The following is a 15,028-nucleotide window of genomic DNA, read 5'->3' as shown; positions in this document are numbered from 1 at the left end:
AACTGGCAATAATGGATGCGGCGCGGCTCAGGCAGCCGCGGCCGTTCCGAGCGCCGGGACGCCCTGGGGCACCGGCGCAGGCGCGCCGCCCATGATTTCGGCGGCTTCGAGGTCGTACAGCTCACGCGCGACGAGGTCGGTCAGTGCGGACGGGGCGCCGTCGAACACCACCCGCCCCTGCGCCATGCCGATCAGGCGGTCGCAATAGCTGCGCGCCAGATCGAGCGAATGCAGGTTGCAGAGCACGGTGATGCCGAAATGCTTGTTGATGCGCAGCAGCGCATCCATGACGATCTTGGTGTTGCGCGGGTCGAGCGAGGCGATCGGCTCGTCGGCGAGGATGATGTCGGGCTGCTGCACCAGGGCCCGCGCGATGGCGACGCGCTGCTGCTGGCCGCCCGAGAGCTGATCGGCCCGCTGGGCGGCGAGCGCGGCGATGTCGAATTGTTCGAGCGCCGACATCGCCAGCGCCTTGTCCCGCTCGGGCCAGACCTGCGATAGCGAGCGCCAGGCCGGCATGGTGGCCAAACGCCCCATCAGCACATTGGTCAGCACGTCGAGCCGGCCGACCAGGTTGAACTGCTGGAAGATCATGGCCGAGCGCGCCCGCCACTGCCGCAGCTCCTTGCCGCGCAGCGCGGTGACGTCGAGGCCGTCGAACAGGATGCGGCCCTGCGTCGGCGTCACCAGACGGTTGATGGTCCGCAGCAAGGTCGACTTGCCGGCGCCGGAGCGGCCGATCACACCGACGAAGCCGCCGGGGGAGATTTGAAACGAAGCGTCGTCCACCGCGGCTTTTGCGCCGAAGCGACACGTCAGACCTTCAACCACCAGCATGCAGGGCTCCAGAGTAGCTGGAGCCCACCGCTAGCGCCAGCGGTTGACACTTGTATGACATGAGCACGGCGGTGCGGCGATCCAACACAGCTCATCCCCTGTCATCGCATCGTCATCATGATGTCATCAGGCCGCTCGAAGACGAGCGCCCGCCCTCGAAATTTCGGATGCAACATGGCCAAGGTGCTTTCAGTCGAGCCGACCGTGGATCCTTCGGCGAAACTGCACGAGACCAGGCTCGGCGCCTACACCGAGGTCGGCGCGCGAACGATCCTGCATGACGTGGCGATGGGCGATTACTCCTACGTCGTCAACGACGCGCAGATCACCTACACCACTATCGGAAAGTTCTGCTCGATCGCGGCGATGACGCGGATCAATCCCGGCAACCACCCCATGCATCGCGCCACGCAGGCGCATTTCACCTACCGCTCCAGCGCCTACTTTCCCGGCGAGAGCGACGACAGCGAATTCTTCGAGTGGCGACGCCAGCATCATGTCCATATCGGCCACGACGTCTGGATCGGCCATGGCGCGATCGTGCTGCCGGGCCGCAGCATCGGCACCGGCGCGGTGATCGCAGCCGGCGCCATCGTCACCAAGGACGTGCCGGCCTATACCATCGTCGCCGGCAATCCCGCGCGCATCGTTCGCCGCCGGTTCTCGGAAGAGATTGCCGGGCGGCTTGCCAAGCTGGCATGGTGGGACTGGGATCACGACAAATTGCGTGAAGCGCTGCCCAATTTCCGCAAGCTCGCGATTGAAGATTTCCTCGGAGCATACGAAGCAGGGGCAAGTTTCCCTACCAGCAAACGAAGCGCGGTCGCGTGACAGACATTTTCATCGAGGGTGGCCGGACCCTGATCGGCTCCGAGCTCGCCGAAACTTCCCTCGCAATTTCCGGAACCGACATCGCGCAGGTCGATGCATCACGCGGCCGGGCGCGGCTGGCGATCGATGCGCGCAATCTTCTGGTGCTGCCTGGAATCGTCGATCTGCACGGTGATGCCTTCGAGCGGCAGATGATGCCGCGCGCCGGGGTCGATTTCCCGATCGACGTCGCGCTTGATGACACCGACCGCCAGGTCATCAGTAACGGCATCACCACGGTATTCCACGCCACCACCTGGTCGTGGGAGCCGGGCCTGCGCAGCGGCGACAATGCAAGGCGCCTGCTCGAGGCGATCGAGCGGCAACGTCCGCGCTTCGCCGCCGACACCCGTTTCCATCTGCGCCACGAGACCTACAACCTCGATGCCGAAGATGAGATAAGCCAGTGGCTCGGAGAGGGCCGCGTCGACCTGTTCGCCTTCAACGACCACATGGATGGGGTCGTTGCCGACATCTCCAATCCACGCAAGCGCAACCGCATGGTGGAACGCACCGGCCTGTCGAGCGAGGACTTCGACAAGCTCGTCACCCATATCGTCTCGCGCGCCGCCGATGTTCCGGCGTCGATCCCGCGCCGCCGACGTGCGGATGCTCTCGCACGACGATGCGACGCCGGCGATGCGCAGGTCATTTCGCGACATCGGCGTGATGCTCGCCGAGTTTCCGGTCAATGAGGAGACGGCGCGCGAGGCCGCGACCGCTGGCGACGCCATCGTCTACGGCGCGCCGAATGTCGTGCGCGGCGGCAGCCACACCGGCTGGACCAAGGCGTCCGACATGATCGCGAAAGGGCTCTGCTCGGTGCTGGCCTCCGACTATTACTATCCGGCGCCGCTGCTCGCGGCCTTCCGCCTGGCCGCCGAGGGCGTGCTGCCGCTGACCGACACCTGGAAGCTGATCTCGTCGGCGCCGGCAGAAGCCACCGGGCTGACCGATCGCGGCACGCTCGCGACAGGCCTTCGTGCCGACATCCTGCTCGTCGACGACAGCGCGCCGCTGCGGCCGCGGCTGGTCGCGGTGATATCAGCCGGCAGGCTCGTGCATCTCACCGATGCGACCCGGCTGATCGGCACGGCAGCGACGCCGCGCGAGACTGTCGTTGCGGCGTAAACTGGTTATGCTCCCGAAATGACAGGTTTCCCCCGCTACGCGATCTATTTTGCCGCCGGCGCAGATAGCGCGCTGTCGCGCTTTGGCGCCGAGCTGCTCGGCTACGACCCATATACGGGCGACGAGCCATCCTTTCCCGCCGACGCGTTACACGTAGCACCTGACTGGCGCGACATCACCGCCGATCCCCGCAAATACGGCTTTCACGGCACGCTCAAGGCGCCGATGGCGCTGGGGGCGGGCAGGACCGAAGCAGAGCTCGCCACGGCCTGTGTGGCGTTCGCACGTCAGGCGCGCTCGATTCCGGTGATCCGACCTGTGGTCGATGCCATCAGCGGATTCATTGCCGTGATCCCGGCTGAGCCGGTCGCTGGACTCGAACAGCTTGCCGCGGAATGCACCCGGGATTTCGACTGCTTCCGCGCCGCCCTGACGGCGGAAGATCGTGCGCGGCGCAAGCCGGAAAAACTTAGCGAGCGACAGCGTGAGTATCTCGACCGCTGGGGCTACCCTTATGTGATGGAAGAATTCCGCTTCCACATGACATTGACGGGACGGCTGGATTTGCAGCGACGCGGGCCGATTCTGGAGATGTTGCGGGCGCGGTTTGCGGGTTTGAAGGTTGACAAGCTGGCGATCGATCGCATCACGCTGTTCAAGCAGGATGATGCGAAAGCACGCTTCCGCGTCGTCGGCGAGTGGACGCTCGCGCGGTAACCTCAACAAACTCCGTCATTGCGAGCGCAGCGAAGCAATCCAGACTGTATCCGCGGAAATACTCTGGATTTGCTTCGTCGCATCAGCGCAAAATTGCTGCGCAATTTTGTCGCGAGCATCCTCGCACGGACGGTGGAGAGACTTACTTCCCCCAGCGCAGCGCCAGCGCGTCGCGCTCCTTGGCGAGTTCCAGCAGTCCTGCCCGCGTCGCGGGATGCAGCGGCTGCAGCGGATGGCGGACCGCGTCGGACTTGATCACGCCTCCGGCCTGCATCATCGCCTTGCAGGCGATCAGACCACATTGACGGTTCTCGTAATTGATCAGCGGCAGCCAGCGTTCATAGGCGGCCTTGGCCTTCTCCCGATCGCCCGCGAAATAGGGATCGATGATCTGGCGGATACCGTCGGGATAGCCGCCGCCCGTCATCGCGCCGGTCGCGCCGGCATCGAGATCGGCCATCAGCGTGATCGCCTCCTCGCCGTCCCAGGGACCCTCGATATCCTTGCCGCCGGCCTCGATCAGGCTGCGGAGCTTTGACGCCGCACCCGGCACCTCGATCTTGAAATAGCGGATATTGGAGAAGTCGCGCGCCAACCGTGCCAGCAGCTCGACCGACAGCGGCGTGCCCGCGACCGGCGCGTCCTGGATCATGATCGGGATGTTGATGGCCCCCGAGAGCACCTTGAAGAATTCGACGATGCCTTTCTCAGGCACCCGGAAGGTGGCGCCGTGATAGGGCGGCATGACCATGACCATGGCCGCACCGGCGGCCTCGGCCTGCTGGCTCCGCGCCGCGCATACGGCCGAGCTGAAATGGGTGGTGGTGACGATCACCGGCACGCGGCCGGCGACCTGCTCCAGCACCGCATGCATCACGCTCTCGCGTTCGGCATCGGTCAGGACGAATTGCTCGGAGAAATTGGCAAGGATGCAGATGCCGTTCGAACCGGCATCGATCATGAAATCGATGCAGCGGCGCTGGCCCTCGAGATCGAGCTCGCCGCGCTCGTCGAAGATGGTGGGCGCGACCGGAAACACGCCGCGATAGGGGCGCTGGGCCTTGTGGGGGGTGACCGGCATCGAAATTCTCTCCCTGTAGTCCCGTCGTTAGAGCTTGGTACCGCTACCATTTACAGGTCGCAGGCAGGCGCGGCAATGCCGATCCGCGCCCGGAATGGAAACCTCAAGCGGACTTTACGGCGCCGAGGAAGCCCTCGACCGCCACACGGAGGCGGTCGGCGTCGGCCGACATCTTGGTCACGGATTGGAACAGCACGGTGCCGGCATTGCCGGTCTCCTGGTTGAGCTGGGCCACGCTGCCGATGGTATCGGTGACCTCGCGGGTGCCCTGGGCGGCATGCTGGAAATTGCGCGAGATCTCGGTGGTGGCCGCACGCTGCTGCTCCACCGCGGCGGCAATGGCGGTCATCTTCTCGTCGATGCCGCTGATGGCACCGCCGATCGAACGGATGGCAGCGACCGCCTGACCGGTTGCACCCTGGATTTCTTCGACCTGACGCGAAATCTCTTCGGTCGCGGTCGCGGTCTGCGCCGCGAGGCTCTTGACCTCGCCGGCAACCACCGCGAAGCCGCGGCCGGCTTCGCCGGCCCGGGCCGCCTCGATCGTGGCGTTCAATGCGAGCAGATTGGTCTGGCCGGCGATGGCGTGGATCATCTTCACGACCTCGCTGATGCGGCCAGCGGTCTGGTCGAGGATTTCGACGGTCGCGTTGGTCTGCTCCACCTGCGACACCGCTTCGCGCGCATCTCGCGCGCTGGACTGGACCTGCGCGGAAATCTCGCCGACGGAGGCCGAGAGTTCCTCCGTCGCAACCGCGATGCTTTCGAGATTGTTGGTGGCCTGCTCCGCGGCCGAGGACACCGCAGCGGTCTGGCTGCTCGATTCCGAGACCAGCGTGCGCACATCGGTCGCGGTGGCATCGAGCTCCTTGGCCGACGCAGCCACGCTGTGGATCACCGCCTGCACGGTGTCGTCGAAGTTGCGGCACGCCTCGTCGACGGTGCCGGAGCGAGCGAGCTGCAGTGCCTGCTGCGATTCGCGTTCCCGGCCCAGGCGCTCTGCGGTGGCCGCGCTCTCGCGCAGGCTTTCGAGCGCGGCAGCCATGGTGCCGAACTCATCGGGATATCTGGATTGCGGTACCGGCGTCGCATAGTCGCGAGCGCTGATCCGGGCAATGGCACCGAGAATGGCACGGACCGGGCGCATCAGGCGATTGCGTACGACATAGACACCGGCCAAGGTCACCGCGAGCGCCAGCAGGAAGGCGAGCGACTGCACGACGAGATTGGTCAGCGCCTTGGCCTGCACCGTCTCCGCACGTGCGATCGACTGGTCCAGCGCCGTGGTTGCCACCCCCACGATGAGCGGGAACGGCGACTGGCACAGCGTATTCCAATCCGCCGCCGCCATCGCCGGCTTGCCGCTGCCATCGAAATTCTTGGTGAGATCGCCGATCTGCTTGAGGACGCCGTCTGTCTTGGCGCGCGCCTCCTTGGCCGCGGTGACCAGTTGCGCGGGCACATCGGACGCGGCCAAAAGCTCGTCCATGCCGGACCAGCCCGAAGCGATGGTGCCGTCCCATTGCGCCAGTTCGCGCTTCTGCGTGTCGTCGAGCGGCTTGCTGCTGTTGACGTTCGAGCGCAACGCCGAACAATGGATTCCATAGCGGTCGCGTACCTGCCAGGCGAGACGCCGGACCTGGATCATGCGGGCAATGAAGGGATCGTCCATCCAGGCGCGGTTCGACACCGCGGTGGAGGCGAGGTTCGCGGTGTCGATGACCTTGGAGACGGCGTCGTACCAGGAGTTGGTGCGCTCGATCTTGCGTTCGGCACGGGGACGCTTGGCTTCGTCGTAGAACAGCTGGAATTGCGGCGCGGCCTCACCCCAGCGCTGCTTCAGCGTGCTCGCAAGCTCGTCGCGCCGGGCGAAGTTGACACTGGCCATCGCGGCGCTGACGCCCTCATAGCCACCCTGCTCCGCCTTCTCGGCCTCGGCAAGTTTGGGACGCGCGTCGTCTTCGCCGAGCAGCGCGCTCTGGGCGTCGCCGCGATTGCTGCGCAGCGCCAGCACGCCATGAAAGATCGCCTTGTCTGCGGCGGCCAGCCTCGCGGTCTCGAGGCTGTCGCTGTAGCGGCCGAAGGCCCCGACCATCTGGATTGCCGTAGAGGCGAGCGCGGCGGCCGCCAGCAGAGTCATCAACACCAGGAGGAGCGAGCTTACCGATTTCTTAAACATTGACATGGGTCACAAGGGGCCTACTTCCACGAGAAGCCACCTTGCGCCGCGACATGCCAACGTTCCGTTAAGTTTGAATCAAACGCGGGGAATTCCCGGTTTGCCAGACCCTTACGCCCGCCTCGAGGTCACGAAACCTTCGTGAAGTCAGGCGGCCGACGCTCTGCAAAGGCCGTGAACGCCTCGCGCGCCTCGGCGGTGCGCAGGCGCTGCGCGAACTGCTCGCCCTCCGCCAGCATCTGCGCGACCAGCGCCTCGCCATTGCGCATGAGTTTCTTGGTCGCAGTGAGCGCACCGGCCGGCTGGCGGGCGAGACGCTGCGCCAACGCAAGCGCCTCGGCCTCGAGCTTGTCCAGCGGCACCACGCGGCTTGCCAGGCCCCATTCCAGCGCCGCCTTGGCCGGCACGGTCTCGCCGAGCGCGAACATCTCGTAGGCCCGGGCATAGCCGATGCGCGCCGGCATCAGCAGGCTCGATGCGGCTTCCGGCACCAGCGCGAGGCTGACGAAGGGCGTCGACAACAGGGTATTGTCGGCGAGCACGACGAGATCACAATGCAAGAGCATCGTGGTGCCGATGCCGACGGCGCGGCCCTGCACGGCCGCAACCAGCGGACGGGTGCAACGCGCCAGCGACTGGATGAAGCGGCTGACATTGCGGCTGCCTTCGGACTTGCCGGTGGCCACGGCTGCAAACTCGCCGACGTCGTTACCGGCAGTGAACATGTCACCCTCGCCGCGGATCAGCAGCACGCGCGCAGACGGATCGGACTCCGCGGATTCGATGGTATCGGCAAGCTTGCCGTACATCGCATCCGTCAGCGCGTTCTTCTTGTCCGGGCGCGCCAGCGTGATCGTGAGAATTCCGCCGTTGTTTTCAACGCGCACATGCTCGGTCATCGGTTTCTCCTCTTAGTCCTCTGGATCTCTCGTGGTGTCTCTTGAAATCTCTCTTGGAAACTTGTCTTGAATGCTTTTCAGCCAGCGCGCGACAACCTCGATCTCCGCATTGGTAAATCCCTCCGTCAGCGTGGCGTTGATTGCAGCCGTGTCGGTCTTCGCCTGCGCCAGCACGCCACGGCCCTTTGGCGTCAACCACACGCGCCAGGCGCGGCCGTCCTCGCGATCGGCCCGCCGCTCGACCAGTTTTGCCGCAGCACTGCGATCCACCAGGCCGGAGATGCCGGCCGGCCCCATATCCAGCGCCGCCCCGGCTTCGCCCATGAGGACGCCATCCTGCTTGCCGAGGATGAACAGCAGCCCGGCCTGTGCCGGCGTCACTTCGCTCGAGGGCTGTGCCGCCATCCAACGCTGCAGGCGCCGTTGCGCGACGTTGAGCAGATAGATCAGCCGAGGATGTCTCGCTGCGGGCGGACTATTTCGCATGCGAAGTATATAGTCGCACGACGGCGGATTGTCAAAGCCTGCCGTCGCTAGCCCGAGGGCCCGCGGCAACCGTCGAGCAGAATTGCCGCGCAGACCCGCGCCCGCCGCTCGATCTCCTTGCGCGAGGGCAGCGTCAGCTGCGCATAGATCGCAGCGCGCTGCGGCGCCGACACCATCATGCCGATCATCATTCCGGCGGCTTCATCGACGTTATCAAGCGCGATGCGCTTCTTCTTGACCTGCTCCCGGAGCCAGCCCACGAGCGCCGCCGCCGTGCGGGCAATACCATCCCTGTAGAAATTCGCCGCAAGGTCGGGGAACGTAGCCGATTGCTGCAACACCATGCGCTGCAGCGCCACGACCTCGGGATCGAGCGCAAGATCGGCGCAGGCGACCAGCACGGCGGCCAGACCCATTTCGATGTCGGCCTGGTTGTTGGCCTGAAGGTTGACGTCCGAGAGCAGCCGCTCGAGTCGGTCCGCGCACATCGCTTCGAACAGTGCCGCCTTGCCCGGAAACAACCGATAGAGCGTCTTGGTGGAGATGCCGGCGCCACGCGCCAATTCTTCTGTGCTGGTTGCTGCGTAACCGTCGACCGCAAAGGCATGCCGCGCGGCCTCGATGACGATCCGCTTCGTCTCGTCGTCGCTGCGCACCGGCGGCCGGCCGCGGGAACGGACTTCGCTTTCCGATTTTGTTCGAGCCATGTTTTTAAATGATGCCTGTCATTCCATTGACAGTCCTGAAGCTAGCCCTATTTTGGAAATCGTCAAGTTTCCTAATTCAGGGAGGCGGCCATGACCGTCCACACAACCCCATCCAAGACTGAAGCCACTGTGGTCCCGCCGCCCGGCCTAGAGGGCGTCCTGCCCGCCCCGTCGCAACCCGTACGCCGCCAAAAGCTCAACCTCCGCAAGCTGTTGCTCGTGGGTGTCGCGGTCGCGGCCCTCGCCGGCGCGAGCTGGTACGGCTACGATTACTGGACCATCGGCCGTTTTCTCGTCTCGACCGATGACGCCTATGTGAAGGCCGACAACACCACCATCGCGCCGAAGGTCAGCGGCTATCTCGATCGCGTTCTGGTCGGCGATAACGAGCATGTGAAGGCCGGCCAGGTGCTGGCCCGGATCGACGACCGCGACTTCCGCGTCGCGCTCGACCAGGCCAAAGCCGATGTCGCGGCCGCGAATGCGACGATAACAAGCAAGCGGGCGCAGCTCGATGTTCAGGATGCGGTGATCGCCGCAGCGAAGGCGACCATCGATGTCGACACCGCTGCGAAGACCTTCGCGCAGCAGGAGAACAAGCGTTACACAGAGCTCGCCGCGACGGGCTATGGCAGCGTGCAGAACGCGCAGCAGGCCCAATCGCGCAACGCTGGGGCCGAGGCCGCGATCCAGCGCGACAGTGCCAATCTTGCGTCCGCGCTCAAGCAGGTCGAGCTGCTCAAGGCCGAGATCGTGCAAGCCACCGCCGCAGCCGCTCGCGCCGCCGCGCTTCAGCAACAGGCCGAGCTCAACCTCGGCTACACCACGATCGTTGCGCCGATCGACGGCGTGATCGGCAATCGCACGCTTCGTGTCGGCCAGTTCGTGCAGGCCGGCACACAGCTGATGTCGATCGTGCCCGCCGAAGGCGCCTATGTGGTCGCCAATTTCAAGGAGACCCAGCTGACCCACGTCCGCGCAGGACAGCAGGTCGAGATCGAGGTCGACACGTTCCCGGGCCAGGTCGTGCATGGTCGCGTCGATTCCATCGCGCCGGCCAGCGGCCAGGAGTTCGCCCTGCTGCCGCCCGACAACGCCACCGGCAACTTCACCAAGGTCGTGCAGCGCATCCCGGTCAAGATCGCGCTGGATGCCGGGATCGCGCCTACGATCGAGCTGCGGCCCGGAATGTCCGTGATCCCGACGATCGCAACCCGTTCAGCGCCGACCGCGCCAGCGGCAACGACGCCCCAAGCAAAAACCAATGCAAAGCTCGTTTCCGGAGGGTCGTGCCATGTCAAACAGCTTCTCAATCTCGACGCCAGCACCCGCAACAACGGCCGCGACGCCTGAACGGGTCGCAGTCGAGCCTAACAGCGCCAGCGCCAGGGTCTGGATCGCCGTCTTCGCGGCGATGATCGGCGCCTTCATGGCGATCCTGAACATCCAGATCACCAATGCCTCGCTGCTCAACATCGAGGGTGGCATCGGCACCGGCGTCGACAACGGATCCTGGATCTCGACGTCGTATTTGATCGGCGAGATCATCGTGATCCCGCTGACCGACTATCTGTCGCGGGTGTTCTCGTTCCGCAATATCATCCTGAGCTTCGCCACACTGTTTGCGGCGTTCTCGGTGGCCTGTGCGTTCACGCACGATTTGCCGTCGATGATCACGATGCGCGGCTTCCAGGGCTTCTTCGGCGGCGTGCTGATCCCGATGGCCTTCACGCTTGTTTTCACCAAGCTGCCGAAGGGCCAGCAGCCGATCGGCCTCGCCATGTTCTCGCTCGCGGTGACGTTCGCGCCCGCCATCGGCCCGACCATCGGTGGCTATCTCACCGAGAATTACGGCTGGCAGACCATCTTCTTCGTCAACGTGCTGCCCACCGCCATCATGGTGGCCATTCTGTTCCTCACGCTGGAGCGGGCGCCCCTGAATCTCGGACTGCTGCGTGAAGGTGACTGGTTCGGCATCGCCACCATGGCGGTCGGCCTCGCCTCGCTGCAGGCCGTGCTCGAGGAGGGCAACAAGGACGACTGGTTTGGCTCGCCTTTCATCGTGCGGCTTGCTGTCATCGCCGCGGTCAGCCTGTCGCTGTTCATTTACAATGAGCTCGTAGTCGAGAAGCCGCTGCTGCGCCTGCGCCTGCTGACACAGTGGAACTTTGGCGTCGGCACGATCGCCGCGGTGTTCCTCGGCTTCGCCCTGTTCGGCTCGGTCTATCTGCTGCCGGCCTATCTCGGTCAGGTGCAGGGCTACAATGCCGAGCAGATCGGCAATGTGCTGGCCTGGACCGGACTGCCGCAGCTCCTGCTGATTCCGTTGGTGCCAAAGCTGATGGCACGGTTCGATGCCCGCTATATCGCGACCATTGGCCTGCTCCTGTTCGCCGCGAGTTCCTTCATGAACATCATGATGTCGCTCGACTACTCAGGCGATCAATTCTTCATCCCCAACGTCGTGCGCGCCGTCGGCCAGGCCCTGACGCTGGCGCCGCTGTCGGCGCTCAGCCTGGGCAGCGTCGCGCCGCAGGACGCGCCCGCGGCCTCCGGCATCTCCAACATGATGCGCAACCTCGGCGGCGCCATCGGCACCGCCGTGCTGGCGACCATCGTCACCAAGCGCGAGCAGTTCCACTCGAACATCATCGGCCACTCCGTCACGCTTGGCCGCGAGGAAGTCCGTGCCCGTATTGCGCAGATGACGGACTATTTCATCGCGCACGGCGTGCCCGACCCCAACGCCGCGCGCGAGCAGGCCATTATCACGCTCGGCAAGACGGTCAAACGCCAGGCGCTGGTGATGGGCTATTCCGACACCTTTGCCGTGATCGGCGTGGTCCTGGTGCTCGCCGCGATCGCGGTGCTGATGACCCGGCGGGTGAAGGCGGCGAGCGGCGGCGGCGCGCACTAACAATTCGTCCATCGCTCGCCATTTATCGCGGCCGTCACGCTTCGATCCTCTCGCTCGATGCCGACTCCGACTATCGCGGCCGTTCGCGTGGTATCACGGTGCACCGATTGCCGGCGGTCGCGCGCGACGAGGTGATCCTGCCGGAGCAGACCTTGCGGCTGCTCGACCGCAACGTGCTGAACTTCGTCAGCACGCGCGATCAATTGCGCCGGCTGGGCCAGACGACGCGCAAGGGCATCCTGCTGTACGGCCCGCCGGGCACCGGCAAAACTCATACGATCCGCTATCTCGCGACACATCTTCCCGGGCACACGACGCTGATCATCACCGCCGAGCAGATCGGGCTGCTCGGCGCCTATCTGGGCCTCGCGCGCCTGCTCCAGCCGTCGATGGTGGTGATCGAGGATGTCGATCTGATCGCCCGTGATCGGGACGACATGGGACCTTGCGAGGAATCCATGCTGAACAAGCTGCTCAATGAGATGGACAGGCTGAAGGAGGCGCGGCTGGCACAGGCGAGCCTGGCCCGCGATGGCGGTAACTCGGTGATATCAGCCGATATCGACCAGGCGCTTGACGACATGCTGTTCTCCGGCGGCCGGCTCAATGCGCAATTGCTCGGTGGTGCGCAAGCGATGGCGGCGGGGTAAGCCACCACCACCTCGTCAATCGCTTCAGAACGATCCGAGCGCGCTGCCCAGCGCGATGACGGTCACCAGCGCCACGAGCGACGTCACGATGCCCACCATGACGATGTCGACATAGCTGTCGCGATGCGTCAGGCCGCAGATCGCCAGCAGGCTGACCACTGCACCGTTATGCGGCAGAATGTCCAGCGTTCCCGAGCCGATCACCGCGACGCGATGCATCAGAGCGAGATCGGTGCCGGTGCGTGCGGCGAGATCGAGATAGGTCTCTCCGAGTGCATCAAGCGCAATGGTCAGGCCGCCCGATGCCGAGCCGGTCAGCGCCGCCAGCACGTTGGTTGCGACCGCGAGCGACACCAGCGGTCCACCTTCGATCGCGAGCACCCAGTCGCGCACGGTTGTAAAGGCCGGCAGCGCGGCGACGACCGCACCAAACCCGACCAGGCTCGCGACACTGAACGCAGGCAGCACCGATGCATTGGCCCCGGCATCCATGGTCTGCCGCAACGCCGGCAGGCGCGCCCGGTTCAGCACGATGGTCGCGACGATGGCGGCGGTCAGGGCGACCACGACCGACCACACCCCTGCAACCGCGGCAAGCGAGGTCCCGCCAAAGCGTTGCTCGGCGAGATAGGAGACATCGAGGCGCGGCAGCACGCCGAGCGACATCACCAGATTGACGGCGACGACGACGACCAGTGGCAGGACGGCGCTCACGACCGGCGCAGGCTCGCTGCTGCGGCGGCCGTGCTTGAGCTCCGCCGGATCGAACTCGCGTGCCGTGGTCGCGCGCTCGCGGACGAACTCGTCGGATGCGGCGCGCTCAGTCGGATCCTCGCCTTCGTCGCCATAACCCTCGCCGGTGCGCCGCGCCCTGGCTTCGGCGCGATGCAGCCACCACAATCCTGTTCCGAGCATGATGAGAGAGGCGATGATGCCGAGGCCAGGTGCGGCAAACGGCGTCGTGCCGAAGAACGGCATCGGGATCGCATTCTGGATCGAGGGCGTGCCCGGCAGCGCCGACATGGTGAAGGTCGAGGTGCCCAGCACGATCGTGGCCGGAATCAGCCGGCGCGGAATGCCCGCTGCACGAAACAGCGAACGTGCCATCGGCACGATGACGAAGAACGCGACGAACAGGCTGACGCCGCCATAGGTGACCAGCGCACCCGCCAGCACCACGGCCAGGATCACGCGCCGCTCGCCGAGATTTTTCGCCATGAAGGCGGCGACCGACGTGACCGCGCCGCTGTCATCCATGAGCTTGCCGAAAACGGCGCCGAGCAGAAAGATCGGAAAGAACTGTGCCAAGAATCCCGCCGCATTCACCATGAAAACCTGCGTCAGGTTCGCCAGCAGCGGCTCGCCACCGAACAATGCCGCCACCAGCGCCGCGAACGGCGCGAGCAGGAGAACGCTCCAGCCGCGAAACGCAAACAGCACGAGCAGGCCGAGTCCTGTGAGAAGGCCGAGAAGTCCCATGGCCTCAGCACTCCGCCAGGAGGACATCGAGATCGGCCGTCGACCGCCGGCCGATCTCGGCGCCATGCTCGACGAGAAAGGCCTCCGCGGCCATGCGCCCCTCCGCGCGGAGCATCGAGACGAACTCCCATTCCGCGTTAAGCTTCGACGACGCGCCAAACTTCGCCAGCATGTCGCTCTTGACCCGGTGCGTGCGCATTTTCGCCCAGCGCGCCCCCTCACCGCTGCCGGGATCCGCAGCCTGCCGGAGCAGCGCGATCATGCGCAGTTCCTTCATCAGCGGCGAGTTGAAGGAGATCTCGTTGACGCGATTGAGGATCTCGGCCGCGGTGCGGGGCTGTTCCGGCCGTTCGGTCGGATTGATCTGAACAAGTATCGTGTCGTGCGCATCGCTTTCGCGGACCAGTGGCGTGATGGTCGGATTGCCGGCGTAGCCGCCGTCCCAATAGGGCTCACCGTCGATCTCGATCGCGCGAAACATGGTCGGCAGGCAGGCTGATGCGAGCAGCACGTCGGCGGTGATCTCCGCGTTGCGGAAGATTCGTCCGCGACCAGTGCGCACGCGCGTCGGGGTGATGAAAAGCTGGATCGGCGAGCGCGCGAGGCGCTCGAAATCGATACTCTCGGCCAGCACGGCGCGCAGCGGATTGTAGCCGGTCGGATTGAGATCGTAGGGCGAGAGCACCCGCGACATCAAGTCGGTGAAGATGTAGAAGGGCGAGGTATCGAGCGTCCAGCGCCCCATCAGCCGGTCGAGCGGCGAGCGCTGCAACGGGCTGAAGGCGGCGGCCTTCGAGACGCGGCGCCAATATCGTTCAAGGGCATCGCGCGCACCCTCTGCTCCACCAGCCGTCCATCCATCAGCCAGCACGGCCGCATTCATCGCGCCGGCCGATGTGCCGGAGATCGCGGCGATGGGGAGCCACTTCTCCTCCAGCAGGCGGTCGAGCACGCCCCAGGAGAAGGCGCCGTGCGAACCGCCGCCCTGAAGCGCAAGATCGATCAGTACGGAATCCCGTTCCATGGCGGGCCCTCACGCAACTGAAGCTCAAATTCCACGCGATTTTAATACGCG

Annotated in this window: 13 protein-coding genes and 1 pseudogene; 6 read left to right on the top strand and 8 right to left on the bottom strand. The window is 65.2% G+C overall.

Annotation, left to right across the window (positions count from 1 at the left end; genetic code table 11):
• Positions 1-27 precede the first annotated feature (27 nt).
• A complete protein-coding gene (gene phnC, locus BM222_RS03515) occupies positions 28-837 on the bottom strand; it encodes a phosphonate ABC transporter ATP-binding protein (protein ID WP_092226901.1) in 810 nt (269 codons plus the stop codon).
• A gap of 174 nt (positions 838-1,011) precedes the next feature.
• Here phnC and BM222_RS03510 point away from each other — a divergent pair, with 174 nt between their 5' ends.
• The 3 genes and pseudogenes from BM222_RS03510 to BM222_RS03500 all read left to right on the top strand — a co-directional run bounded on the left by BM222_RS03510 (position 1,012) and on the right by BM222_RS03500 (position 3,555).
• The gene (locus BM222_RS03510; protein WP_092226900.1) at positions 1,012-1,668 is read left to right on the top strand and encodes an LbetaH domain-containing protein; all 657 of its coding nucleotides are present in this window, start codon (positions 1,012-1,014) and stop codon (positions 1,666-1,668) included.
• Positions 1,665-2,838, top strand: a pseudogene (locus BM222_RS03505) (alpha-D-ribose 1-methylphosphonate 5-triphosphate diphosphatase). The gene BM222_RS03510 and the pseudogene BM222_RS03505 overlap by 4 nt, the downstream one beginning before the upstream one ends.
• An 18-nt stretch (positions 2,839-2,856) precedes the next feature.
• Complete coding sequence (locus BM222_RS03500) at positions 2,857-3,555, top strand: DUF1045 domain-containing protein (RefSeq protein ID WP_092226899.1); 699 nt, start codon at positions 2,857-2,859, stop codon at positions 3,553-3,555.
• A gap of 142 nt (positions 3,556-3,697) precedes the next feature.
• Here the strand turns inward: BM222_RS03500 and BM222_RS03495 are convergent, their stop codons facing one another.
• From BM222_RS03495 to BM222_RS03475, 5 genes are all read right to left on the bottom strand, one after another.
• Positions 3,698-4,636 (bottom strand): dihydrodipicolinate synthase family protein, encoded by a 939-nt coding sequence (locus tag BM222_RS03495; protein WP_092226898.1) that lies wholly within the window; start codon positions 4,634-4,636, stop codon positions 3,698-3,700.
• Positions 4,637-4,739: 103 nt separating this feature from the next.
• On the bottom strand, positions 4,740-6,821 hold the full coding sequence (locus BM222_RS03490; RefSeq protein ID WP_092226897.1) for a methyl-accepting chemotaxis protein: 2,082 nt from the start codon (positions 6,819-6,821) through the stop codon (positions 4,740-4,742).
• Positions 6,822-6,943: 122 nt separating this feature from the next.
• Entirely contained in the window at positions 6,944-7,714 is a 771-nt protein-coding gene (locus BM222_RS03485) for an enoyl-CoA hydratase (protein ID WP_092226896.1), read from the bottom strand.
• A 12-nt stretch (positions 7,715-7,726) separates the two neighbouring features.
• Positions 7,727-8,200: a MarR family winged helix-turn-helix transcriptional regulator gene (locus BM222_RS03480; RefSeq protein WP_092226895.1), complete on the bottom strand. Its 474-nt coding sequence runs from the start codon at positions 8,198-8,200 to the stop codon at positions 7,727-7,729.
• A 47-nt stretch (positions 8,201-8,247) separates the two neighbouring features.
• Positions 8,248-8,907, bottom strand: coding sequence for a TetR/AcrR family transcriptional regulator (locus BM222_RS03475; protein ID WP_092226894.1), 660 nt, complete (start codon positions 8,905-8,907; stop codon positions 8,248-8,250).
• A gap of 90 nt (positions 8,908-8,997) precedes the next feature.
• Between BM222_RS03475 and BM222_RS03470 the strand changes: the two genes are divergently transcribed.
• The 3 genes from BM222_RS03470 (at position 8,998) to BM222_RS03460 (ending at position 12,474) form a co-directional block, all read left to right on the top strand.
• On the top strand, positions 8,998-10,260 hold the full coding sequence (locus tag BM222_RS03470) for an HlyD family secretion protein (RefSeq protein WP_092226893.1): 1,263 nt from the start codon (positions 8,998-9,000) through the stop codon (positions 10,258-10,260).
• The gene (locus BM222_RS03465; RefSeq protein WP_210188489.1) at positions 10,202-11,824 is read left to right on the top strand and encodes an MDR family MFS transporter; all 1,623 of its coding nucleotides are present in this window, start codon (positions 10,202-10,204) and stop codon (positions 11,822-11,824) included. The genes BM222_RS03470 and BM222_RS03465 overlap by 59 nt, the downstream gene beginning before the upstream one ends.
• A 98-nt stretch (positions 11,825-11,922) precedes the next feature.
• Entirely contained in the window at positions 11,923-12,474 is a 552-nt protein-coding gene (locus tag BM222_RS03460) for an ATP-binding protein (RefSeq protein WP_244547003.1), read from the top strand.
• Between the two features lie 24 nt (positions 12,475-12,498).
• On the opposite strand, the gene BM222_RS03455 is transcribed toward BM222_RS03460, so the two are convergent.
• Both BM222_RS03455 and BM222_RS03450 read right to left on the bottom strand, forming a co-directional pair.
• Entirely contained in the window at positions 12,499-13,953 is a 1,455-nt protein-coding gene (locus BM222_RS03455; RefSeq protein WP_092226891.1) for a GntP family permease, read from the bottom strand.
• A 4-nt stretch (positions 13,954-13,957) separates the two neighbouring features.
• Entirely contained in the window at positions 13,958-14,977 is a 1,020-nt protein-coding gene (locus tag BM222_RS03450) for a patatin-like phospholipase family protein (RefSeq protein ID WP_092226890.1), read from the bottom strand.
• Positions 14,978-15,028 lie beyond the last annotated feature (51 nt).

It is taken from the genome of Bradyrhizobium sp. Gha (assembly GCF_900113735.1).
Lineage (GTDB): Bacteria > Pseudomonadota > Alphaproteobacteria > Rhizobiales > Xanthobacteraceae > Bradyrhizobium.
This window is presented reverse-complemented; position numbering and strand designations above follow the sequence as displayed.